The organism is Streptomyces sp. NPDC127098, from assembly GCF_042722465.1.
Lineage (GTDB): Bacteria > Actinomycetota > Actinomycetes > Streptomycetales > Streptomycetaceae > Streptomyces > Streptomyces millisiae.
Genome location: NZ_JBHXFJ010000080.1, coordinates 1 through 22,710, shown reverse-complemented (window position 1 = coordinate 22,710; position 22,710 = coordinate 1). Strand labels below are relative to the sequence as shown.

Here is a 22,710-nt window from a genome sequence, read left to right as displayed (position 1 = left end):
CCACGATACGGACTTCGCGCCGCTTGGCCGTGCCGGAGATGGCGGACATGCCCGCCCAAAGCTTTACGGGGTCGACGGGTGCACCGGTGCTCGTCGATGCGGGACACATGCCCGCCGACAAACAACTGAAACCCGCCGGAAACAAAGCTCACCCAAAGCGCGCCCACGGGACATAGCACCCGGACCCGCCCGGGCTATTCCCGGCATCCGGGACATCATGCACGCCGGATCGCGCCGGGTCCACCCCCCGGCTATCCCAGGGACGTGCCCAGCAGGGCCCCCAGCGCGTAGGTGAGCCCGGCGGCGCCCGCGCCGAGCACCAGCTGCCGCAGCCCGCTGTACCACCAGGAACGCGCGGTCACCCTGGCCACCACCGCGCCGCACAGGAAAAGTCCGACGAGCGCCACCAGCGCGGCGGGCCACAGACTGGTGGCGCCCAGCAGGTACGGCAGCAACGGCAACAGCGCCCCGATCGCGAACGAACCGAACGACGACACCGCGGCCACGGTGGGTGACGGCAGGTCGCTCGGTCCCACGCCCAGCTCCTCCCGGGCGTGGATCTCCAGCGCCTGCTCGGGATCGGCCGACAGCTGGCGCGCGACCTCCCGGGCCAGCCCGGGCTCGACGCCCCGCCTGACGTACACGTCGGCGAGCTCGGCCAGCTCGGCGGAGGGGTGGCTGCGCAGCTCACGCCGCTCGACGTCGATCTCGGCCAGCACGAGCTCCCGCTGGGAGGCCACCGAGGTGTACTCCCCCGCCGCCATCGAGAACGCCCCGGCCGCGAGGCCGGCCATCCCGGCGACGGCGATGGCGTGCGAGGAGGCGGAGCTGCCGGCCACGCCGCTGATCAGGCCCAGGTTGGAGACCAGCCCGTCCATCGCCCCGAAGACGGACGGCCTGAGCCATCCCCCGGTGACATCGCGGTGACGGTGGTGCGACTCCGCGGAAGCGGAAGCGGACATGCGGGACCTCCTCCCTGCCGGTTGCGAGCGCCGGGCCTCAGCCTGACACCGGGACGCGGCCACTGGCTAGCAAGGCAGGGCGTACTAACCCCGTGGCCAGCGGGCCGCTGGCTTCTCGCACCCACCCGCCCCTGCTCCGCGCCGGTGGGCGTTCGCGGTAGCGAAGGGTGGGGAAACGACCGCGGCCCGCGCCTGAGGCGCGGGCCGCGGGTGAGGGCGGGTGGGTGTCGGGGGACCCAGCGTCAGCCGGCGGCCGCCTTCGCGTCGGCGTCGCCGGACTTCCCGTCCGACTCCGACCCCGCGTCCGCCTTGGTCTCCGTCTTGGTCTCAGCGGCCTCAGCGTCCGGCTTCGCGGCGTCAGCCGCCTCCGCCGGCTCCGTCGCCTCCTCGGCCCCGGTGGCCTCAGCGTCCGGCTCGACGTTCTCCTCGCGGCCGGGGTGCCGCCTCGCGGAGATCACCAGGTAGAGGACCGCCGCCACGAAGACGGCCAGGGAGGTCCAGTTGTTCAGCCGCAGGCCGAGGAACTCGTGCGCCTCGTCGATCCGCAGGTACTCGACCCAGAAGCGGCCGACCGTGTAGGCCGCGACATAGAGCGCGAAGGCCCGACCGTGACCCAGGCGGAAGCGGCGGTCGGCCCAGATCACCAGCGCGCCGACGCCCAGGCACCACAGCGACTCGTAGAGGAAGGTCGGGTGGAAGGTGCCCTGGTCGAGGCCGTTGTCGATCTCCACCGCCCACGGCACGTCGGTGGCGCGCCCGTAGAGCTCCTGGTTGAACCAGTTGCCCCAGCGGCCGATCGCCTGTGCGAACGCGATGCCGGGGGCGAGCGCGTCCGCCATCGGCGGCAGCGCGATGCCGCGCCGCCGGCAGGCGATCCAGGTGCCGAGGGCGCCACCGGCGATCGCGCCCCAGATGCTGATGCCGCCGTCCCAGATCCGGAACGAGTCGACCCAGTCCCGGCCGTCGCCGAAGTAGAGCTGGTAGTCGGTGATCACGTGGTACACACGGGCGCCGACCAGGCCGAAGGGGACGGCCCACACGGCGATGTCGGCGACGGTGCCCGGCTTCCCGCCACGGTCGACCCAGCGCTTGCCGCCGAGCCAGATGGCCAGGAAGACGCCGATGATGATGCACAGCGCGTATCCGCGCAGCGGCAGCGGTCCGAGGTGGATCTCGCTTTCGCTGGGGCTGGGAATCGAGGCAAGGATCTCCATGGTGACCCCGACGCTACCCTGCCCGGCCGGCATGAGGTAATCCGCGGGTCCTTCCGGGGGGCGCCCGAGGGCCACCCGGCGGACCCGACACCACACACCGCGACCGGCCGGGCACACACCGTCAGGAGCCGGCGGATCAGCCCGCCAGCTGGTTCACCCGGTCGCGCAGGCTGTCCGGCGTCAGCGGGTTGTTGGCGTCGCCGTAGACGCTCTCCCCGTTCAACAGGATGGTGGGGGTGGCGTTGAAGTCCGAGTTCAGGAAGGCGGCGTTCGAGTCGCTGACCCAGCCGTCGTGGCTGCCGTCCTCGACGCAGGAGCGGAAGGCGTCGCTGTCCAGGTCCTCGACGCTCCCGGCGAGGTCGATGAGGTGCGACGTGTTCGCGAACGCGTCGTCCTGCTCGGCCGGCTGGTGCTCGAAGAGCACGTCGTGGTACTCCCGGAACCGGTCCTCGTCGCGGGCGCAGGCGGCGGCGTTGGCCGCGGCCTTGGAGCCGCTGCCGCCCACGTTGCCGTCGATGATGCTGACCAGGTGGTACTCGACGCGCAGCTTCCCGGCGTCCGTCAGCTCGTTGACGGTGTCCCGGAAGTTGTCCTCGAACGTGCCGCAGGCCGGGCAGCGGAAGTCCTCGTAGACCGTCAGCGTCGCCGGCGCGTCGGATGAGCCCACCGTGATGGGCTCGGCGTCGGTGGCGCCGCTCGTGCTGCCCCCGTTGTTCGCCGCGATGATGCCCACCGCGGCCGCGGCCGCGAGGACGACCACCGCCACGCCCGCCACCTTGGCGCCCCTGGCGCGCCGCTCCGAGACGCGCTCCCGCTCCCGTGCCCGCTTGATCCGCTCGCGGGCGCTCTGCTTTCCGTCACGATTTCTCTGGCTCACGCCCTGAGCCAACGAACCGCGCCCGGTCAGGACACGCCCGGCGCGCCACTCGATCGGTGCGGGCCCGCGTCGCCGGCCTCGTTCCGCCGCTCAGTGGTCGGAACGGTCGGGCGCCGACTGCTCCCACGAGACGCTCAGCCAGGGGCTGTCCGGGTCCGTGGACAGCACGCGGTGCGCGGCGACCATCTCGGTGTACCAGTCGCCGTACTCCTCGCTGTCGAAGTGCAGGCAGCGGCCGAGGACGTAGCCGGCGGCGAAGTCGGACCAGGAGCGGTACACCTGGCGCGCGGCGGAGCCGACGCGCAGCAGCGCCCGCTCGGTCTCCGGGAGTTCGCAGTAGCGAGCGCCGAGGCCCCAGCGCGCCATGCAGGAGGCGCGGCCGTGGTCCCAGGCGAGCACGGAGCGCACCGAGTCGTCGCCGGCCAGCAGGCCGTCGGCGCGGAAGCGGGCCTCGTAGCGCAGGATGCGGCCGATCAGCTCCTGTACCAGCGCGATGTCCGCCTCCAGGTCGAACTCCGGTGGCCGGCCCGTCTGGTCGACCAACTCGGCGGTGCGCGAGACCAGCACCCGCTCGGCCGTCTCGCGCCACCGCACGGCGCCCGGCGCTGGACCGTGCTCCTTGGTGAGCGCCTGCCGCACCCGTAGCACGAACTCCCAGGCGGGCGAGATGACGTCGCCCCGCAGCAGCCGCTCCTGGATCCGCTGCCAGTCGCCGCGCCCCGAGACACCCCACCAGGTGCGCAGCAGTTCACGCTCCTCGCGGTAGCCGCCGTTCTGCCAGCCGAGGTGGTTCCAGAGGGAGCCGTTGTTGACGAGGAGCAGCGCGCCGCAGGCCATTCCGTGGGCGAGCGGCCCTGAGCGGTGCCCGGTCCACAGGGTCTTGAGCGGGCCCTCGGGGGTGGCGTTCCTGAGGTGCTTGCGCCACCGCCTGGGCTCGGCCGGGAGGAATGCCTCCACGGGGGTGCCGGGGTTGACCGCCAGCCAACGGACGGGCCGCGGCCAGGACTTGACGAGGCCACCGAGGTCGACGCGTTCGAAGACCTGCCCGCCGGCCGGTGGCGGCAGCATGCCGCGGGTGAAGACGGCCACGCAGAGCCCCTCCACCTGGGGGTCCCTGAAGGGGCTGAGGCGGAGACCGCCGGGGACGGCGTCCGCCAACTCCTGCGACATGGGGAAGAAGAGGTCGGTGCCGGCGAGTACGGAGAGGAAGGTGGTCCAGTCGCCCCGCGAACCGGCCTCGTACAGGCCCTGCTCAACCGCCGTGGGCGGTTGCCACGGTATGCCGGCCGCGGTCCCCTCGGTACCCATGAGCCAGGACTGTACCCGAACGCGGCCCGTGGCCCGGGCCGCGTTCGGGCGGACGTGCCGGTCAGCCGGTACGGCGGACCCCGGCCGCGAGTTCCGCGGCGAGCTCGCGCACCCGCTGGAGCGCGACGTCCTCGTCGTCGTGCTCAAGCAGCGGCTTCACGAACGCGGTGCCGACGATGACGCCGTCGGCGAAGGCTGCGACCTCGGCGGCCTGCCGCCCGTTGGACACCCCGAGGCCGACGCAGACCGGCAGTTCGGTGGTGGCCCTGGTGCGGCGCACCAGTTCGGCCGCGTCCCGGCCGACGGACTCCCGGGTGCCGGTCACCCCCATCAGCGAGGCGGCGTAGACGAAGCCGCTGCCGGCCGCCGTGATGGTGGCGAGCCGCTCGTCCCTGCTGCTCGGGGCGACCACGAACACCGTGGCCAGGCCGTGCTGTTCGGCCGCCTTCCGCCAGGCGTCCGACTCCTCGACCGGCAGGTCGGGCAGGATGCAGCCGGCGCCGCCCGCCTCGGCGAGTTCGGCCGCGAACCGCTCGGGCCCGTACCGGTCCACCGGGTTCCAGTAGGTCATCACCAGCACCGGCACGCCGGTGGCCGCGTGGACCTCCCGGACGGTGCGCAGCACACCGGCGATCCGGATGCCGCCGCGCAGCGCGATGGTGTCGGCGCTCTGGATGACGGGGCCGTCGAGCACCGGGTCGCTGTGCGGCAGGCCGATCTCGATGATGTCGCAGCCGCCCTCCACCATCGCGACGACGGCGCGGACGCCGCCGTCCTCGGTGGGGAAGCCGGCCGGGAAGTAGCCGACGAGCGCGGCCCGGTCGGCCTCCCTGGCCGCCTCGAGCACGGCGCTGAGCGCCGCCGCGTTGCCACTCACTTGTCGCCCTCCTCGGCGTCGCGGCCGGTGTTGCCGTCGTAGAGCCCGAAGTAGCGGGCGGCGGTGTCCATGTCCTTGTCGCCGCGGCCCGAGAGGTTGACCACGATGAGCCCCTCGGGGCCGAGCTCCCGCCCGACCTCCAGGGCGCCGGCCAGCGCGTGGGCGCTCTCGATGGCCGGGATGATGCCCTCGGTGCGGGACAGCAGGAGCAGGGCCCGCATCGCCTCGTCGTCGGTCACCGGCCGGTACTCGCCGCGGCCGCTGTCCTTGAGGTAGGAGTGCTCAGGGCCGATGCCGGGGTAGTCGAGACCGGCGGAGATGGAGTACGGCTCGGTGATCTGGCCCTCGTCGTCCTGCAGCACGTAGGACCTGGAGCCGTGCAGGATGCCGGGCTCGCCGGCGCTGAGGGTGGCGGCGTGCTCGCCGGAGTCGACGCCGTGTCCGGCCGCCTCACAACCGACGAGTCGCACCCCGGTGTCCGGGATGAACGCGTGGAACAGGCCGATCGCGTTGGATCCGCCGCCGACGCACGCCACGACGGCGTCCGGCAGCCGGCCCGCCTGCTCCTGGACCTGCCGGCGCGCCTCGACGCCGATGACCCGGTGGAAGTCGCGGACCAGGGCGGGGAAGGGGTGCGGGCCCGCCACGGTGCCGAACAGGTAGTGGGTGTCGTCGACGTTGGCGACCCAGTCGCGGAACGCCTCGTTGATCGCGTCCTTGAGGGTGCGGCTGCCGGAGGCCACCGGGATCACCTCGGCGCCCAGCATCCGCATCCTGGCCACGTTGAGCGCCTGCCGCTGGGTGTCGATCTCCCCCATGTAGATGGTGCAGTCGAGGCCGAACAGGGCGCAGGCCGTCGCCGTGGCCACGCCGTGCTGGCCGGCGCCGGTCTCGGCGATCACCCGCGTCTTGCCCATGCGGCGGGTGAGCAGCGCCTGACCGAGCACGTTGTTGATCTTGTGCGAGCCGGTGTGGTTCAGGTCCTCACGCTTGAGGAACACCCGCGCCCCGCCGGCCTCGGCGCCGAACCTCGGCACCTCGGTCAGCGCGCTCGGCCGGCCCGTGTAGTGCGTGAGCAGCCGGTCGAGTTCGGCGCCGAAGGCCGGGTCCGCCTTCGCCTTCTCGTACTCGGCCGCCACCTCCTCGACGGCGGCGCGCAGCGCCTCGGGAACGAAGATCCCGCCGTACGCCCCGAAGTACCCGCCGTCGTTGGGCACCGGCCCCCCGTGGTCGGGAAAGAAGTACTCCGCGGCCCGCTGGGACTCCACGGATTCGGTGTCAGACATTCGTTGCGTTGCCTTGCCTTCCGGATTGTTGCGAACGAGGGGTGTGTGCGAGGGCCGGGGCCTGGGCCTGCGCGGCCGGCGTCGCCCCAGGCGGTCGCCGACGACGAGCCGCGGGCGCGGCCGAGCGGCCGGCCCATGGGCAGGATGAGGAGCGAGCCGCCGGGGCGCTCGCGTCACGCTGGCTCGGGCCTCCGCGCTCTTCGCTGTCGCGAGCGCGAGGCGGCCCGGCTCATGCCTGGGACGCGGCCCGGGTCGGCCGCCATCGGCGGCCGTTGATCTGGCCGGGCTCGCCGCCGATGTGATAGCGGACCCGCCGCCCCAACACCCGACGAGCCGGCGCCCGACACCCACGCGGGCGAAGCCCGCGCCCCGGGTCTGCTATGCCGGCGACGCAACCCGCGAGACCACGACGGATCCCCACCGACCGCCGCGCGCTGTCCAAGCCGACATCGGCGGCCACCAGGCCGCCCCGCCCCCCAGCCAGCGCTCGGACCTCGCCCCACGGCCGCCCGGCCACCCTGACGGAGCCAACAGGCCACGCCTCCGGCACACGAGCCTCGCCCCACAACACCTCATGGGCACGCCGCCCGGCCACACCGACGGATCGCGCCTCCGGCGCACCGGCGGCACGCCGCGACACCTGGCAGGCATCCGCCGCCAACCGCCCGGCCGAGCCGGCCACACCGGTGAGCCGCGCCTCCGGCGCTCGGGCGTCGCCTCGCGACACCCGGCACACGCCCGCCGCCAGCCGCCCAGCTACCTCCGCGGAGCCAACAGGCCACGCCTCCGGCGCACCAACCTCGTCCCACACCACCTCACGGGCGCTCGCCGGCGGCCGGCCGGGCGCGGCGGCGGAGCCGCCGGCCGGCGCGGTCGGGCCAGCGCAGCGCCCCCGCATCAGCGGCCCTGTCGCAGCGCCGGGTGCGTGCCCGCGGCGACCAGGTCGGCGACCGCGGTCCGCGGGTTGCGGCCGGTCACCAGGGACTCGCCCACCAGCACGGCGTCCGCGCCGTCGTGCGCGTACGCGATCAGGTCGTGCGGGCCGCGCACCCCGGACTCGGCGATCTTGACGATGTGGTCGGGGATCTCCGGCGCCACCCGGGCGAAGGTGCCCCGGTCGACCTCGAGCGTCTTGAGGTTCCGCGCGTTGACCCCGATGATCCGCGCCCCGGCGTCGACCGCGCGGGTCACCTCGTCCTCGTCGTGGACCTCGACCAGCGGCGTGAGGCCGAGGGACTCGGCCCGCTCGACGAGCGAGACCAGCGCCGGCTGCTCGAGCGCGGCCACGATGAGCAGCACCAGGTCGGCGCCGAAGGCGCGGGCCTCCCACAGCTGGTAGGAGGTGACGATGAAGTCCTTGCGGAGCACCGGCACGTCGACGCGGGCCCGCACGGCGGCCAGGTCGGCCAGGGAGCCGCCGAAGCGCCGCTGCTCGGTGAGCACGGAGATGGCCGCCGCGCCGCCGGACTCGTAGTCGGCGGCGAGCGCGGCCGGGTCGGCGATGGCGGCGAGCGCGCCCTTGGACGGGCTCGAACGCTTGACCTCGCAGATCACCGAGACGCCGTCGCCCTTGAGGGCCGCGACCCCGTCCTTGGCCTGCGGGGCCTTCGCCGCGGACTCCTTGAGCTCGTCGAGGCTTGTCCGCGCCTGCCGCTCGGCAAGATCGGCGCGGACCCCTTCGATGATCTCGTCGAGGACACTCACGCGACCGGCCCCTTCCTGTCGGTTTGGGGATCCCGGACCACAGTCCAGGAGAGCAATCACACCGATGGTATCGGGCGCTGGGCAGAGGTTTCGCATCCGGTCGGACCCCGTCCCACATACCGGACGTGCGCGGCGCCGGGGCTGTTCAGGGGGCCAGTGCGGCGCCGACCGGCAGGTTGCGCAGCACCGTGAAGACGAGTGCCGCGCCGCCCAGGGCCCAGGCCACGGAGCGGGGCGGGGGTGTCGGCAGCGGGCGGCCGAACGGCGCCAGGGCCAGCCGCAGCGCGAGGAAGGACAGCAGCGCCGCCAGGATCGCGACGGCGAGGGCGTTGGCACCGAGGGCGGCGCCGAGGTCGGCGTCGGCGAGCGCCGTGACGCAGCGCAGGCCCCCGCAGCCCGGGCAGTGGAGGCCGGTGAGCGCCGGCACCGGGCAGCGCGGGTAGCGGCCGGGGGCCGCCGGGTCGAGGACGGCCACGGCGCCCAGGGCGGCCGCCGCCCCCGCCGCCCAGGCCACCGGGGACAGCCGGCTCAGGCGGCCGGCGAGCGGGGGACGGGGTGGTGGCACACGCCCAGCATGGGAGCGCGGCCGCCGCCCCGCAATCGCACGACGGCGAGGGTCAGCCGCCGACCGTGGCCTGCTCGGGCTCGGGGTCGGTGCCGGCCGCGCCGGCGGTCACGTCCGCGGTCTTGGCAGAACCGGCCCGCACCTTGGCCTTGGCGACGTGCGCCGCGCTGGCGGGCACCTGCTGCTGGCCGAAGCCCATGCCCTTGAGCACCAGGCCCGCGATCCCACCGAGGGCGATGATCACGCCGCCGGCCACCACGCCGAGCGGCTGCGCCATGATCGTGTAGGCGCTGCCGACGCCCGTGCCGATGAAGATGATCAGGACGGCGGTCCAGGCGGCGGGAGAGTTGCCGTGGTGGTATTTGTCCGCCATGTGTGCTCCTTGTGGGTCAGGATCGGGCGCGCTCGCCCTCGCTCGGGTGCCGTCGTCCATTGTCGCAGCCGCCGCCGCGGGACCTAGGTGGGGTCCTCGCCACGGTCCAGCGCCCGCCAGATGTCCTCAGGGCGGTCGGAGTCCGTGGTGGCGGGCGGCCGCCGGTCGGCGCGGCGCCCGGCCCGCTCGTACCGGGCCGACATGGCCGGCCACTGCCGGCCGTAGCTCAGCGCGAGCAGTCCCGCGCAGAGCAGCAGCAGGCCGCCGAGGGCGGAGACCCACGGCCAGCCGGTGTGGCTCACGCTGCTGACGGCCGCCTCGCTGAGGCCCATGACCTCCGCCGCGTTCCGCTCCAGCGCCTCGGTGTCGCCGGCGCCGAGCAGTGCCGCGCCGATCGAGCCGGCGCCGCTGAGCGCGAGGACCGAGGAGACCACGGTGCGGCCGGTGCGGCGGACCGCGAACACGGCCACCAGGGCCGCGAGGCCGACGAGCGCCAGCGCGCTCGGCAGCCCGGACACGGCGCTGCCGCTGGCCGTCACCGGCAGCTCGGCGCCGGCGGCCGACGCCTCGCCCTCGCCCCAGGTCTGGCCGGCGGCGATCAACACGACGGCGGCCCCGGCCGCGCCGCTCAGCAGCGCGCCGGCGAGCGCGCGCCGTGGGGCGCTCGAACTGCCGGGGGTGGGGTCTCGCTTCACCCCTCCACGCTACCGCGCAGCTTTCCGGCGGTGGCCACCGCCCTGAGAACGGCCGCCGCCTTGTTCCGGCACTCGGTGTCCTCGGCGACCGGGTCCGAGTCGGCCACCACGCCCGCGCCCGCCTGGACATGGGCGACGCCGTCGCGCAGCACCGCCGTGCGGATGGCGATCGCGGTGTCGGCGTCGCCCGCGAAGTCGAGGTAGCCGACGCAGCCGCCGTAGACGCCGCGCCTGGTCGGTTCGAGCTCCTCGATGATCTGGAGGGCACGCGGTTTGGGCGCTCCCGACAGGGTGCCGGCCGGGAAGCAGGCGGTGAGCGCGTCGAACGCGGTGCGGCCCTCGGCCAGCCGGCCGGTGACCGTGGAGACGATGTGCATCACGTGGCTGTAGCGCTCGACGGACATGAAGTCGACGACTTCCACGCTGCCCGGCGAGCTGACGCGCCCCAGGTCGTTGCGGCCGAGGTCGACCAGCATCAGGTGCTCGGCCCGCTCCTTGGGGTCGGCGAGCAGCTCCTCGGCGAGCTCGGCGTCCTCCCTCGGGGTGGCGCCGCGCGGCCGCGTGCCGGCGATGGGGTGGAGCATGGCCCGGCCGCTCTCCACCTTCACCAGCGCCTCGGGGCTGGAGCCGACGACGTCGAAGCCGCCCTCGGGCCCGCCGCCCTCGCCGGCGAACCTGAACAGGTACATGTAGGGGCTGGGGTTGGTGGCCCGCAGCACCCGGTAGACGTCGAGGGCGCTGGCCCGGCAGGGCGTCTCGAAGCGCTGGGACGGCACCACCTGGAAGGCGTCCCCGGCCCTGATGTACTCCTTGACCCGCTCGACGGCCGCCTGGTAGTCGGGCCCGCCCCAGCGGGCGGTGTACGAGGGCAGCTCGGCGGGCGGCAGCGCGACGGCGCCGGCCGGCACCGGGCGGGCGAGGTCGGCCTCCATCGCGTCGAGCCTGGCCACGGCGTCCGCGTACGCCTCGTCGACGCCGGTGTCCAGGTCGTTGTGGTTGATGGCGTTGGCGATCAGCAGCACCGTGCCGTCGCGGTGGTCGAGCACCGCGAGGTCGGAGGCGAGCAGCATGGTCAGCTCGGGCAGCGCCAGGTCGTCGCGGGTGCTGTCGCCGACCGACTCCAGGCGGCGGACCACGTCGTAGCCGAGGTAGCCGACCATGCCGCCGGTGAACGGCGGCAGCTCCGGGTCGCGCGGGGTGTGCAGCGCGCGCAGCGTCTCGCGCAGCACCTGGAGCGGGTCACCCTCGCGCGGCACCGAGACGGGCGGCGAGCCGAGCCAGTGCGCGCGCCCGGACCTGACGGTGAGGGCGGCCGAGCTGCGGACGCCCACGAAGGAGTAGCGCGACCAGGTGCGGCCGTTCTCCGCCGACTCGAGCAGGAAGGTGCCGGGGCGCTCGCCCGCGAGCTTGCGGTAGAGCGCGATGGGGGTGTCACCGTCGGCGAGGAGGCGACGGGTGACCGGGATCACCCGCCGGTCCTTGGCGAGCACCCGGAAACGGTCGAGGTCCATGCCGGCTGAGCCTACTGCCACCGGCCTGCCGGCTCATCAGCGGCGGACCAGCGGGCGGCGGCCTACTCCCCCCGGCTGACGGCTCCGGCCGCGCCCCCGGCGGTACCCGTGCGGCGGAGCCGCGCATCGCCGGCAGCCGGGTCGTGCGTGGCCGTACTCGCGCACCGCTCCGATCCCCCCGCTCCCGGTGGCGTGGGTCAACGCGGGCGGCACGGCCAGGAGGGCACCTCGCGAGCCCGCCGGGAACCGTCAGGCGGAGCCGAGCGGCAGCGCGCCCGCGTCGAAGCAGGTGCGGTCGCCGGTGTGGCAGGCGGCGCCGACCTGGTCGACCTTGACCAGCACCGTGTCGCCGTCGCAGTCGAGCGCCACGGACTTCACGTACTGCACGTGCCCCGAGGTGTCGCCCTTGACCCAGTACTCCCGGCGGCTGCGGCTCCAGTAGGTGCAGCGGCCGGTGGTGAGCGTGCGGTGCAGGGCCTCGTCGTCCATCCAGCCCAGCATCAGCACCTCTCCGGTGTCGTACTGCTGCGCGATGGCGGGCACCAGGCCGTCCGTGGTGCGCTTGAGGCGGGCGGCGACGGCGGGGTCGAGAGCGGCTGGCTTGGACATGTGTCCATTCTGCCGCCTGGCCGCCGGGGACTCTAAGGTGGAGATCATGTCTACCCATGCGAAGCGTGAACGGCTGTTGCTCGCTGACCTCTTGGAGACCTCGGGTCCGGACGCCCCCACCCTGTGCGAGGGCTGGACGGCGCGTGACCTGGCCGCCCACGTCGTGGTCCGGGAGCGCCGCCCGGACGCGGCGAGCGGCATCATCATCAAGCCCCTGGCGGCGCGCGGCGAGCGGGTGCGCAACGAGTTCGCGGCCAAGCCGTACGAGGAGCTGATCCAGCTGATCAGGACGGGGCCGCCGCGGGTCTCGCCGTTCTCGCTGAAGCAGGTCGACGAGGCGGCCAACACGGTCGAGTTCTTCATCCACGCCGAGGACATCAGGCGCGCGCAGCCGGAGTGGGAGCCGCGGCCGCTCGACCCGGTCTTCGCGGACGCGCTGTGGCGCCGGGTGGAGTCGGGCGCGCGGATCATGGGGCGCCGCAGCCCGGTCGGCCTCGTGCTGCGCCGCCCGAACGGGCAGGTGGCCGTCGCCCACAAGGGCGCCCCGGTGGTCACCGTGACCGGCGAGCCCGGTGAGCTGCTGATCTTCGCCTCCGGCCGGCAGGACGCGGCCCGCGTCACCGTCGAGGGCGACGAGGAGGCCGTCGCCAAGCTGCGGGCGGCCAGGCTGGGCTTCGCCTGACCGCCGGGCGCGGCGGCGGGCCGACCGCTCGGCGCGCCTGGCGACCGTTCAACGTCCTCCCGGGTCGCGGCTGTTGACAGTCGGGCGCGGCCTTGTCACGCTTCCGCCGTCCCTTGAAAGCGCTTACCACAGGGGTCTTCGCAGGGTCGGATGAATCGATTCACGCGAGGGCCTCGGCGGCCGGCGCCAGAGTCCAGCACACGGGAGTGATGGATGCGAGGATTACTCAGAGCCGCCGGCACCGCGCTGGCCGTGGTCGCCGCCGCGGCCGCGGCGGCGGTGGGGCTGCCGGGGACGGCCGCGGCCGCCGCGGCGGGTCCGACGATCTACATCGCGAGCGACTCGACGGCCCAGACGTACAACTCCGGCTACGAGCCGCAGGCCGGCTGGGGGCAGCTGCTCGACCGGTACTTCGCGGACGACGTCACCGTCGCCAACCACGCCATCGGCGGGCGCAGTTCACGGTCGTTCATCGAGCAGGGCCGGCTCCAGACGATCCTGGACCGGATCCAGCCCGGCGACTACCTGTTCGTGCAGTTCGGGCACAACGACGCCTCGGTCACCATCCCCGAGCGGTACACCTCCCCCGCGGACTACAAGGAGTACCTGCGCGACGACTACATCGGCGGCGCCCGTGCCCGCGGGGCGATCCCGGTGATCGTCACCCCCGTCTCGCGCCGCTCCTACAACGCCTCGACCGGGCAGTTCAACGTCTCCTTCCCGGAGTACGTGCAGCGGGCGATCGAGGTGGCGCAGGAGGAGAACGTCCCGCTGGTCGACCTCTCCGCGTCCAGCCGCGCCTACCTCGACTCCATCGGCCCCGAGGCCGCCAGGGGCGTCTTCCTGCACACCGCCCCTGGCGAGTACCCGAACCGTCCGGACGGCACCGCGGACGACACCCACTTCCAGCGGTACGGCGCCCTGCAGATGGCCCGGCTGATCGCCCGCGAGGTGCGCGGCGAGGGCCTGGCGCTCTCCTCCCAGGTGCGGGACACGGTCGACGACGTCTACGACCTCGGCCCGGCGAGCGGCCCGGTCGCCTCCTCGTACACCCAGGTCACCGCCGCCACCTCCTACAGCGCGTCGCGCGGCTACGGCCTCGTGGGCGGCGGCCTGATCGAGCGCGACCGGGGAACGGCGTTGAACCAGTTGCAGCGGGACTTCGTCGCCCTGTTCGACGGCCAGTACGAGTTCCGCGCCAACGTGCCGAACGGGGTCTACGACGTGCGGATCACCGCCGGCGACGCGACCGGCTCGGCACGCACCAACGTCACCGTCGAGGGCTCGGTCACCGGCCGGCTCGCGCCCGCCGCCAACACCGCGGCCACGCAGACCTACGCGGGCGTGTCGGTCACCGACGGGCTGCTCAACCTCGTGGTCTCCGGGGAGACCGCGCATCTGAACGCCGTCGAGATCCTGCCGGCGGCCTGAGGGCCGGTCCGGGCGCCCCACGGCCCCCAACATCCAGGGGCGCCCGGACCACTTCACGGCTTCCTGACCCGCTCGACGACGCTGGTGAAGCCCTCGGCGCCGTGGCCGGCCTCGGCGGTCTCGCGGAACAGCTGCCACAGCGCGGTCGGCAGCGACGAGCTCAAACCCGCGTCGGCGAAGGCGTCCACGACGTGCCGGGCGCCGACGACCTGCATGTCGAGGGTGTTGAACCGCCCGTCGTAGACGCCACTCTCGATCTCGGCGGTGATCGCGTTGAGGAAGGCCATCGGTCCCTCGGCGGCCAGGCCGCCGAAGAGCTCCGCCACGTGGGGCCGCACCTCAGCCGCCGGCACGCCGGCCGTCTCCAGCAGGGCGACCGAGTGGAGGTAGCCGGTCATCGACAGCCAGAAGACGGCGAGCATCGCCTGGTACCAGACCATCGCCAGGCCGGGGTCCGCGCCCCGGTAGTCGATCCGGCTCAGCGCGGAAAGCGCTTCCCGGTGGGCGTTCAGGACGGCCTCGTCCCCGGCGTAGAAGGTGTAGGCGTCGGGGGTTCCGACGGCGGGCGGCGGCACCATGATGCCGCCGGTCAGCAGCACCGCGCCGCGTTCAGCCGCCCAGCGGTGGGCCGCGCGCAGCCGCTCGGGGGTGTCGGAGCTGAGGTTGGCCAGCACCCGGCCCTTCAGGGCCGCCGGGTCGACGCCGCCCAGGATCGCGTCCATCGCCGCGTAGTCGACCAGGCTCAGCACCACGAGCTCGCCGGCGGCGAGGGCCTCGGTGGGCGAGGCGGCGAGCGTGGCGCCCCTGGCGACCAGGGGCTCGGCCTTGGCGGGGGTCCTGTTCCACACCGTGACGGGGTGGCCGGCCTCCAGGAGGGTGGCGGCCATGGCGGCGCCCATGGCGCCGAGGCCGATCACGGTCACGGGCTCGGGCGTGCGGTCGGACATCGTGTTCGTCTCCAGGATCGATCGTCGGGGAACGCCGGGTCGGCGTCCGTCGCGATCACGGTGCGCCGGGCCGCTTCGGGTCCGCCACGGATGGGCCACGGGTGGTCCCGTGGGGCGGTTAGCCTGGCGGGATGCGCTTCGGGGTGCTCGGCCCGCTGGCCGTCTGGACGGACGAGGGCGCGCCGGTCACCGTCCCGGACGCCAAGGTGCGGGCGTTGCTCGCCGATCTGCTGGCGCACGAGGGGGCGCCGGTCTCCGTCGACCGGCTGGTGGCGGACCTGTGGGGCGATCGTCCGCCGCGCAACCCGACGGGCACGCTCCAGGCGCGGGTCTCCCAGCTGCGGGGCGCGCTGGCCGGCGCGGAGGCGGGCGGGCGCGCCCTGGTGGCGCGCGGCCCCGCCGGGTACGCGCTGCGCGCCACGCCCGGGTCGGTGGACGCGGACCGGTTCGCCGCACTGCTCGCGGCCGCCTCGGCCGCGCCGGGGCCGGCCTCGCGGGTGGCGTCGCTGGACGAGGCGTTGGGTCTGTGGCGCGGCCCGGCCTTCGCGGAGTACGCGGACGCCGCCTTCAGCCGGCCGGTCGTGGCGCGGCTCGACGAGCAGCGGCTGACGGCGTGGGAACTGCGGGCCGAGGCGCGGCTCGACCTGGGTGAGTACGACGCGGTGTCGGGCGAGTTGGCGGGTCTCGTGGTGGCGCATCCGCTGCGGGAGCGGCTGCGCGCGGCGCAGCTGCGGGCGCTGTGGCTGGCCGGCCGGCAGGACGCGGCGCTCGCCGTGTTCGAGGAGGTGCGGCGCGGCCTCGCCGAGGAGTTGGGGGTGGATCCGGGCCCCGAGCTGGCTGCGCTGCACGCGGCGATCCTGCGGCAGGATCTCCCCCGGCGCGCGGCCCCGACCGCCCGGTCGCATCCCCGGTTGCCGGCGCGGCTGACGGAGTTGGTCGGGCGGGACGGCGCGGTCGTGGAGGTCGCCGCGCTGCTCGGTGCCTGCCGGCTGGTGACGCTGACCGGCACGGGCGGCGTGGGCAAGACCCGGCTGGCGCTCGCCGTGGCCGAGCGGGCCGCGGCCTCGGCGGCGTTCCCCGACGGGGTGTGGCTGGTCGAGCTGGCGGCGCTGGGCCCCGCTGAGGTGCCGGACGCGGTGGCCGCGGCGCTCGGCGTTCGGGACGACGCGCCGGGCGGGCCGGATCTGACGGCGCGGCTCGCCGAGGCGCTGCGGGACCGGCGCGGGCTGCTCGTGCTGGACAACTGCGAGCATCTGCCGGGCGCCGTCGCGGAGTTGGTGCATCGGCTGCTGTCGGCGGCGCCCGGGCTGCGGGTGTTGGCGACCAGCCGGGAGCCGCTGGCGCTGGACGGGGAGCGGCTGTTCGCCGTGGAGCCGCTCGACCTCCCGGACGCGGTACGGCTGTTCGCGGTGCGGGCGGCGGCGGCAGCGCCGGGGTTCCGGCTCGACGGGGTCGACCGGGAGGCGGTGGCGGCGATCTGCCGCCGGCTTGACGGGCTGCCGCTGGCGTTGGAGCTGGCCGCGACCCGGGTGCGGGCGTTCGGCGTGCGGGAGTTGGCCGGGCTGCTCGACGACCGGTTCCGGCTGCTGTCGGCCGGCGCGCGGGACGCGCCGGCGAGGCAGCGCACGTTGCGCGCGGTGATCGACTGGAGCTGGGACCTCCTCGACGCCCGGGAGCGGGTGCTGTTGCGGCGGCTCGCGGTGTTGGCGGACGGCTGCTCGCGGGAGGCCGTGGCGGAGGTGTGCGGGGGCGGCGTCGAGGAGTTGGCGCGGCTGGTGGACCGCTCGCTGGTGGTGGCCGACGACGGCCGCTTCCGGTTGCTGGAGTCGGTGGCCGCCTACGCGCTGGAGCGGCTGCGGGAGGCGGGCGAGGAGGAGACGGTCCGGGACCGGCACGCCGCGTACCAGGCGGGCCTCGCGGAGCGGGCGGCGCCGGAACTGCGGGGCGGCCGGCAGTGCGAGTGGCTGGCGCGGCTCGACGCGGAGGCGCCGGGGTTGCGTGGCGCGCTGGACTGGGCGGCGGAGCGCGGCGCGGCGGAGACGGCGTTGCGGCTGGTCAACTCGTTGTCCTGGTACTGGTTCCTGCGGGGCCGGGGTGGCGAGGCGCGCCGCTCGCTGCGGCTCGCGCTCGCCGTGCCCGGCCGGGCGCCGGCCGTGGCGCGGGCGGTGGCCGGGGCGTGGCTGGCCGGGATGACGGCCGAGGACCCGGGAGAGGGGGCGCTGGGTGGCTTCGCCGGTCTCGACGAGCCGCTGACGCTGGCCCACGCGGAGTGGTTCCTCGCGCTGTCCCACTGGGCGGTGGGCGAGAAGTCCGAGCATGGGGCGCGGGTGGAGCGGGCGTTGGGAACGTTCCGGCGGCTCGGCGACCGCTGGGGGGAGGCGGCGGCGCTGAGCACCCGGGCCAGACTGGCCGTGGGCCACGCGGACTTCGCGGCGATGGCGGCCGACGCGACGGCCAGCCTGGAGCTGTTCACGGAACTGGGCGACGGATGGGGGCGGTTGGAGGCCGGCTCGGTGCTGGCGATGCGGGCCGAGATCGCCGGCGAGTACGCCGAGGCCGCCGAACGGCTGCGGGACGGGCTGGGTGCCGCGGAGGAGCTGGGGCTGTGGGCGGAGGCGTCGTTCCGGCTCTCGGGTCTGGGGCGTCTGGCGCTGCTCACCGGTGATCCGGACGGGGCCGAGGAGCTGTTGACGCGCGGGTGGCGGCTGGCCGTCGAGCACTCCGACCAGTGGGCCGAGGAGTTCGCGGACGTCGGGCTCGCCATGGTGGCGCGGCGACGCGGGCGGTTGGCCGAGGCGGAGACCCGCCTGCGGCGGTGGCTCGACTGGCTGGCCGGGGTCGGCAGCATCTCGGGCCGGGCCTTCGTCCTGGCCCAGTTGGGCTTCGTGGCCGAGCTGCGGGGCGATCACGAGGCGGCCGGGCGGCTGCACCTGGACGGCTGTGCGGCGGCCGTGGCGAGCGGCGATCCGCGCGCGGTGGCGCTCGCGGCGGAGGGCCTGGCCTGCGTGGCGGCCGCCGCCGGCCGCCCTCGCGTCGCCGCCCGGCTGCTCGGCTCCGCCGCGGCGGCCAGACGGGCCGCGGGCGCGCCACTGCCGGCCGGGGAACGGCACGACGTGGAGCGGGCCGAGCGAACGATCCGCGCCGCGCTCGGCGAGCCGGCCCTGAGGGCCGAACTCACGGCGGGCGCCGCGCTCTCCCTGCGGGAGGCGCTGGCCACCGATACCTCGTGGCCGGGGCGGGACGACACCGCGGGACCTGGCTGAACAGCGGACGCGCCACGCGGCCGACGCCGGTGCCGTCTATCGGCTCGCCGCGAAGGCCCTGGCGATCGACACCTCGTGCGGCGACGCCGCTCCCTAGTTCCGCTTGATCCCGACGGCGGCCCAGGCGGAGATCTTCTTGTCCAGCTCCGTCGACTCGCTCGCCAACGCCCGCCAGCGGTGCGGCACGGTGATGCCCGGCTCGACCAGTTGGAGCCCGTCGAAGAACCGGGCCACCTCCTCGCGCGTCCTGACCTGGGCGGGGATGCCGCCGCGCCGGTAGATCTCCTCCACCTGCCGCAGTGCCGGGGCGTCGAAGTCCGGCGTGACATGGCTCAGCAGCAGCGCGGAACCGGCGGGCAGCGCGTCGAGCAGCCGGCGCACGATGGCGTGGGCGCCCTGCTCGTCCGTCACGAAGTGCAGCAGCGCGAGCAGCGACAGCGCGACCGGCTTCGACAGGTCGATGGTCTCGGTCAGTTGGGGCGACCGGAGGATGTCGTCGAGGTCGGTGATCAGGTCGGCGTGGATGTAGGTGGTGTGGCCCTCGGGCGTGCTGCGCATCAGGGACTCGGCGTGCGTGAGGACCAGCGGATCCTTGTCGACGTACACGATCCGGCACTCGGGCGCGGCCTCCTGGGCCACCTGGTGCAGGTTGGGCTCGGTGGGTATGCCGGTGCCGATGTCGAGGAACTGGCGGATCCCCGCCTCCTCGACGAGGAGTCGGACCGCCCGCTGCATGAAGGCCCGGTTGGCCCGTGCCGCGTCGCGCACCCCCGGCCACCAGTCGAGGACCTTCTCGGCGGCCTCCCGGTCGACCTGGTAGTTGTCCTTGCCCCCGAGGTAGTAGTCGTACATCCGCGCCGAGTGCGGCACGTTGAAGGGGTCGGTGGGGGTGCTCATCTCTCTCCCGGGGGTGACGCGGAACCTGGGCGCAGGCTATCTCCCACAGTTCACGGTCCGTCAGGCGGCCGCCTTCGCCCCGGGCCGTGGCGCGGCTCCTACCAGCCGTGCACGGACACCGGTTCGCCCCGCAGGTAGTGGCCGATGCCCAGCGCGTTGTAGCGGACGACGGTGCCGGGCAGGCGGCGCGGGTCGTGCCAGAACAGGCCCGCGCACTTGTGCGGTTCGGCGTTGTGCAGGGCGCCGGCCCAGCGGTTGGTGGCGAAGAAGAAACCGACGCGCGCGGAACCCTCGGGGGACCGGTAGTGCATGGTGTGCACGATCCGCAGTGCGGCCGGGTCGAGGTCGACGCCGACCTCCTCGCGGGCCTCGCGGACCACGGCCCGCACCACGCTCTCGCCGTGTTCGACCTTGCCGCTTGGCAGGTTGAGCCGGCCGTCCGCGTAGCCGGTGTTGGCCCGTTCGGCGAGCAGCACCTGCCCGGCGCGCTCGAAGATGATCAGGGCGTCGACGTAGGCGCGTTGGGTCATCGTGCCCGCCCCTCGCCCTCCGCGGCCGGCGCCTCGCGCAGCAGCGTGGCCTCGGTCGTGGCGTCGTCCCGGGTGGCGGCCACGAAGGTGAGCACGGCGCGGAGTTGGCGCTCGTCGAAGCGTGAGAGCAGCTCGGTGGCCCGGCGGCCCATGCCGTCGTAGTGGGCGGCGGGCAGGCTCCGTCCCCTCTCGGTGACGCGCACCAGGGCGCGGCGGCGGTCGTTGGGGTCGGCGGCACGCTCGACGTAGCCGGCCGCCTCGAGACGGTCGATCATGCGGGTGACGGCGCCCGTGGTGCGGGCGAGCCGGGTGGCCAGCTCACCGGCGCCGAGTGGCCCGTCGGCCTTGGCGAGCGCGTGGAGGCACTGCAGGTCGGTGGTGGAGACGCCGAGGCGCCCGGCCACCAGCTCGTTGAGCTGGACCGTCGCGGTCGCCATGTCCGGCATCAGGTAGAGGATCTCGTCGATCAGTCGGGCGGCCGCGGAGTCGGGGGCGGGCTCGGGCACGGGTTTGACGCCTTTCACTCGGAGATTTATCTTACTCGCTCAGATAGTGAGCGATGCAGTAGCTGCATCGCTCAGTCACATCTCGCGCATCGCGCATCCCATCACCCCACCACCGGCCGAGAGGAGCCGCGGGTGTCGTCCCTGCCGCCCGGAAGAACCCGAACGCTGGCCCTGACCGCCATCCTGCTCGCAGCGTTCATCGACCTGATCGACGTCACGATCCTCACCGTCACCCTTCCCTCCATCCAGGCCGACCTCGGCGCCTCTCCCGCGCAGCTCCAGTGGATGCTGAGCGCCTACACGCTGGCGCTCGGCGCCGGGCTGATCAGCGGGGCCAGGCTCGGCGACATCGCCGGCCACCGGCGGGTCTTCGTCGCGGGCGTGCTCGGCTTCACCGCCGCCTCGGCGCTGTGCGCGCTGGCCCTGAATCCTGGCATGTTGATCGCCAGCCGCGTGGCCCAGGGCCTGTTCGCGGCGGCCATGGTGCCGCAGGTGCTGGCCCAGATCCAGCTGCTCTACGCGCCACACGAACGAGGCGGCCCGATGGCCGGGTTCGCCTCGCTCACCGGCCTGGCCGCCACCCTCGGGCCGATCCTCGGGCCGGCACTCACGGAGGCCGACCTGGCCGGCACCGGCTGGCGGCTGGTCTTCTGGGTCAACGTGCCGCTTGGCCTCGCCACCGCCTACGCCTCGATCCGCCTGCTGCCGGAGAGCCGCGCCGAGACTCCGCCGCGGCTCGACCTCCCGGGGGTGCTGGTCTCGACCGCGGGGCTGCTCCTGCTGCTCTACCCGCTGATCGCCGCGTCCGACGGCGGGCGCTGGCCGGGTTGGGCCACCGGCTGCCTGCTGGCGGGCGGGGCCGTGCTGGTGGCGTTCGTCCTGCGGCAGCGCCGGGCCGAGCGCGCCGGAGGCTCGCCGCTGGTCGCCATGTCGCTGTTCCGCCACCGCTCGCTTGCCGGCGGGCTGCTCGTCCAACTCCTCTTCTCCGTGCCCGTGATGGGCTTCTTCATGGTGATGATGCAGTTCCTCCAGGTCGGCGTCGGCATGGCGCCGCTGGAGGCCGGTCTCACCCTGGTGCCCTGGTCGATCTCGGTGGCCGTGCTGGCCGCCCTCGGCGCCGCCGTGCTGCTGCCCAGGATCGGCCGGCTCACCGTGCGGGCGGGTCTCGTGGTGCTCGCGCTCGCGCTGCTGCTGATGGCCCGGACGGCGGCCGGCGCGACCCCGGACACCGGCTTCCTCGACCTGCTGCCGAGCGTGGCGCTTGGCGGCGCCGGCATGGGGCTGGTGGTCGCGCCCATCATCCAGCTGACGCTGACCGACGTGCCGCCCGAGCACGCCGGTTCGGGATCGGCGCTCTTCAACACCGTCACCCAGCTCGCCGCCGCCGTCGGGGTCGCCGCGATGGGCACGTTCTTCTTCGCCAGGACACACGACCTCGCGCCGGACGTCAGGACCGTCGGCGACGCCTTCCACGACACGCTCCTGCTCGCCACCGCACTGCTCGCCGTGGCACTCGCCGCCACAACGCTGCTCCCCCGCCACGCGGCGCGCGCGCCGGAGGCGGCGACGACCGGCGCGGCGACGGGCTAGCCGGCAGGCCAGGCGCCCCTGCCCACCAGGTCGAGGACCAGCGCGGCGATGTTCCAGGCGTCGTCCTCGCCCCGGTGGTGCCGGCCTTCGAGCGGCAGCCCGGCGATCTCCAGGGCGCGGTCCATGCCGGGGCGCTTGCGCAGGCCGTAGCCCTCGGTGAAGGCCAGCTTCGCGTTGGTGTGGCGGCGGCCGAAGGGATAGGGGACGCCGGTCGCCTGGCACTGGCGGGTGAACTGCCCGCGGTCGTAGTCGCCCCAGCTCGCCCACGGGCGCGGCCCCGCCCGGTGTTCCACCGCCAGCAGCCGGCATGCCTCGGCGAAGGACACGCCCCGGTCCACCTCGGCCTGGGTGAGGCCCGTCAGCTCGGTGCAGAAGGCGCTGACCTTCGACCTGGCCGGCCGCACCACGATCCGGTGCCGGCCGAGCCGCTCACCGGCCGTCAGGTCCACCACCGTGAGGCCGATCTCGATGATCTCGCTGACCTGGCCGGGTGGCGGCTGGCCGGTCCAACACGTCGCCTCGACGTCCACCACGTTCAGCAACTCGCCAGTCGCTCCCATGCCGTCGACCCTACGGAGCCGGCCGCCCGTCGGCACCCCCTTTCCGGCTTGAACGTACGTCCTGAACGCTCGTTCAAAACTCGGGTAGGGTGTGCCCCCATGGGCAACGCGAACGACCGGGGCTTCACCCATCTGCACGTCCACACCCAGTACTCGCTGCTGGACGGCGCGGCCCGGCTGGGGGACCTGTTCGCCGCGTGCCGGGCACACGGCATGACGCACCTCGCGGTGACGGACCACGGGAACCTGCACGGGGCGTACGACTTCTTCCAGCAGGCGACGGGGGCCGGGGTGACGCCGATCATCGGGATCGAGGCGTATGT

Annotated in this window: 23 protein-coding genes; 5 read left to right on the top strand and 18 right to left on the bottom strand. The window is 74.4% G+C overall.

The window, feature by feature from the left end:
- Nucleotides 1-251: 251 nt before the first annotated feature.
- From ACFWI8_RS32445 to hisI, 13 genes are all read right to left on the bottom strand, one after another.
- Nucleotides 252-962, bottom strand: a complete 711-nt coding sequence (locus ACFWI8_RS32445; RefSeq protein WP_387098890.1) for a VIT1/CCC1 transporter family protein — start codon at nucleotides 960-962, stop codon at nucleotides 252-254.
- Between the two features lie 242 nt (nucleotides 963-1,204).
- Nucleotides 1,205-2,176: a prolipoprotein diacylglyceryl transferase gene (gene lgt, locus ACFWI8_RS32440; RefSeq protein WP_387098888.1), complete on the bottom strand. Its 972-nt coding sequence runs from the start codon at nucleotides 2,174-2,176 to the stop codon at nucleotides 1,205-1,207.
- Between the two features lie 136 nt (nucleotides 2,177-2,312).
- Nucleotides 2,313-3,053: a DsbA family protein gene (locus tag ACFWI8_RS32435; RefSeq protein ID WP_387098886.1), complete on the bottom strand. Its 741-nt coding sequence runs from the start codon at nucleotides 3,051-3,053 to the stop codon at nucleotides 2,313-2,315.
- A gap of 90 nt (nucleotides 3,054-3,143) precedes the next feature.
- On the bottom strand, nucleotides 3,144-4,361 hold the full coding sequence (locus ACFWI8_RS32430) for a DUF1266 domain-containing protein (protein WP_387098884.1): 1,218 nt from the start codon (nucleotides 4,359-4,361) through the stop codon (nucleotides 3,144-3,146).
- Between the two features lie 61 nt (nucleotides 4,362-4,422).
- The gene (gene trpA / locus ACFWI8_RS32425) at nucleotides 4,423-5,238 is read right to left on the bottom strand and encodes a tryptophan synthase subunit alpha (RefSeq protein WP_387098882.1); all 816 of its coding nucleotides are present in this window, start codon (nucleotides 5,236-5,238) and stop codon (nucleotides 4,423-4,425) included.
- Complete coding sequence (trpB, locus tag ACFWI8_RS32420; protein WP_387098880.1) at nucleotides 5,235-6,524, bottom strand: tryptophan synthase subunit beta; 1,290 nt, start codon at nucleotides 6,522-6,524, stop codon at nucleotides 5,235-5,237. Before trpB ends, trpA begins: the two co-directional genes overlap by 4 nt.
- A gap of 229 nt (nucleotides 6,525-6,753) precedes the next feature.
- Nucleotides 6,754-6,945 carry a tryptophan biosynthesis modulator TrpM gene (trpM, locus tag ACFWI8_RS32415; protein ID WP_387098896.1) on the bottom strand — a complete coding sequence of 64 codons (192 nt, stop codon included), beginning with the start codon at nucleotides 6,943-6,945 and terminating at the stop codon, nucleotides 6,754-6,756.
- 476 nt (nucleotides 6,946-7,421) lie between these two features.
- The gene (trpC, locus tag ACFWI8_RS32410) at nucleotides 7,422-8,228 is read right to left on the bottom strand and encodes an indole-3-glycerol phosphate synthase TrpC (protein ID WP_387098878.1); all 807 of its coding nucleotides are present in this window, start codon (nucleotides 8,226-8,228) and stop codon (nucleotides 7,422-7,424) included.
- A 145-nt stretch (nucleotides 8,229-8,373) separates the two neighbouring features.
- The gene (locus tag ACFWI8_RS32405; protein ID WP_387098876.1) at nucleotides 8,374-8,793 is read right to left on the bottom strand and encodes a DUF2752 domain-containing protein; all 420 of its coding nucleotides are present in this window, start codon (nucleotides 8,791-8,793) and stop codon (nucleotides 8,374-8,376) included.
- Nucleotides 8,794-8,845: 52 nt separating this feature from the next.
- Nucleotides 8,846-9,166, bottom strand: coding sequence for an HGxxPAAW family protein (locus ACFWI8_RS32400; protein WP_387098874.1), 321 nt, complete (start codon nucleotides 9,164-9,166; stop codon nucleotides 8,846-8,848).
- Nucleotides 9,167-9,249: 83 nt separating this feature from the next.
- Entirely contained in the window at nucleotides 9,250-9,861 is a 612-nt protein-coding gene (locus tag ACFWI8_RS32395; protein WP_387098872.1) for a TIGR02234 family membrane protein, read from the bottom strand.
- Nucleotides 9,858-11,372 carry an anthranilate synthase component I gene (locus ACFWI8_RS32390; RefSeq protein WP_387098870.1) on the bottom strand — a complete coding sequence of 505 codons (1,515 nt, stop codon included), beginning with the start codon at nucleotides 11,370-11,372 and terminating at the stop codon, nucleotides 9,858-9,860. Before ACFWI8_RS32390 ends, ACFWI8_RS32395 begins: the two co-directional genes overlap by 4 nt.
- Nucleotides 11,373-11,621: 249 nt before the next feature.
- Nucleotides 11,622-11,981 (bottom strand): phosphoribosyl-AMP cyclohydrolase, encoded by a 360-nt coding sequence (hisI, locus tag ACFWI8_RS32385; RefSeq protein ID WP_387098868.1) that lies wholly within the window; start codon nucleotides 11,979-11,981, stop codon nucleotides 11,622-11,624.
- 46 nt (nucleotides 11,982-12,027) lie between these two features.
- On the opposite strand from hisI, the gene ACFWI8_RS32380 reads away from it, so the two are divergent.
- Nucleotides 12,028-12,663 carry a TIGR03085 family metal-binding protein gene (locus ACFWI8_RS32380; RefSeq protein ID WP_387098866.1) on the top strand — a complete coding sequence of 212 codons (636 nt, stop codon included), beginning with the start codon at nucleotides 12,028-12,030 and terminating at the stop codon, nucleotides 12,661-12,663.
- Nucleotides 12,664-12,876: 213 nt separating this feature from the next.
- Nucleotides 12,877-14,094: a rhamnogalacturonan acetylesterase gene (locus ACFWI8_RS32375; RefSeq protein ID WP_387098864.1), complete on the top strand. Its 1,218-nt coding sequence runs from the start codon at nucleotides 12,877-12,879 to the stop codon at nucleotides 14,092-14,094.
- Nucleotides 14,095-14,147: 53 nt separating this feature from the next.
- On the opposite strand, the gene ACFWI8_RS32370 is transcribed toward ACFWI8_RS32375, so the two are convergent.
- The gene (locus tag ACFWI8_RS32370) at nucleotides 14,148-15,041 is read right to left on the bottom strand and encodes an NAD(P)-dependent oxidoreductase (RefSeq protein WP_387098862.1); all 894 of its coding nucleotides are present in this window, start codon (nucleotides 15,039-15,041) and stop codon (nucleotides 14,148-14,150) included.
- Between the two features lie 131 nt (nucleotides 15,042-15,172).
- On the opposite strand from ACFWI8_RS32370, the gene ACFWI8_RS32365 reads away from it, so the two are divergent.
- Nucleotides 15,173-18,304 (top strand): ATP-binding protein, encoded by a 3,132-nt coding sequence (locus ACFWI8_RS32365; protein ID WP_387098860.1) that lies wholly within the window; start codon nucleotides 15,173-15,175, stop codon nucleotides 18,302-18,304.
- A gap of 93 nt (nucleotides 18,305-18,397) precedes the next feature.
- Here the strand turns inward: ACFWI8_RS32365 and ACFWI8_RS32360 are convergent, their stop codons facing one another.
- The 3 genes from ACFWI8_RS32360 to ACFWI8_RS32350 form a co-directional block, all read right to left on the bottom strand.
- On the bottom strand, nucleotides 18,398-19,201 hold the full coding sequence (locus ACFWI8_RS32360) for an SAM-dependent methyltransferase (RefSeq protein ID WP_387098858.1): 804 nt from the start codon (nucleotides 19,199-19,201) through the stop codon (nucleotides 18,398-18,400).
- A 98-nt stretch (nucleotides 19,202-19,299) separates the two neighbouring features.
- Nucleotides 19,300-19,731, bottom strand: a complete 432-nt coding sequence (locus tag ACFWI8_RS32355; RefSeq protein WP_387098856.1) for an NUDIX domain-containing protein — start codon at nucleotides 19,729-19,731, stop codon at nucleotides 19,300-19,302.
- Nucleotides 19,728-20,237 (bottom strand): MarR family transcriptional regulator, encoded by a 510-nt coding sequence (locus tag ACFWI8_RS32350; protein ID WP_387098854.1) that lies wholly within the window; start codon nucleotides 20,235-20,237, stop codon nucleotides 19,728-19,730. Before ACFWI8_RS32350 ends, ACFWI8_RS32355 begins: the two co-directional genes overlap by 4 nt.
- A 132-nt stretch (nucleotides 20,238-20,369) precedes the next feature.
- Between ACFWI8_RS32350 and ACFWI8_RS32345 the strand changes: the two genes are divergently transcribed.
- A complete protein-coding gene (locus ACFWI8_RS32345; RefSeq protein WP_387098852.1) occupies nucleotides 20,370-21,827 on the top strand; it encodes an MFS transporter in 1,458 nt (485 codons plus the stop codon).
- Here the strand turns inward: ACFWI8_RS32345 and ACFWI8_RS32340 are convergent.
- On the bottom strand, nucleotides 21,824-22,387 hold the full coding sequence (locus ACFWI8_RS32340) for an exonuclease domain-containing protein (protein ID WP_387098850.1): 564 nt from the start codon (nucleotides 22,385-22,387) through the stop codon (nucleotides 21,824-21,826). The genes ACFWI8_RS32345 and ACFWI8_RS32340 overlap by 4 nt on opposite strands.
- A 99-nt stretch (nucleotides 22,388-22,486) precedes the next feature.
- Here ACFWI8_RS32340 and ACFWI8_RS32335 point away from each other — a divergent pair.
- On the top strand, nucleotides 22,487-22,710 hold a 224-nt coding region (locus ACFWI8_RS32335; protein ID WP_387098848.1), incomplete at its 3' end, for a PHP domain-containing protein.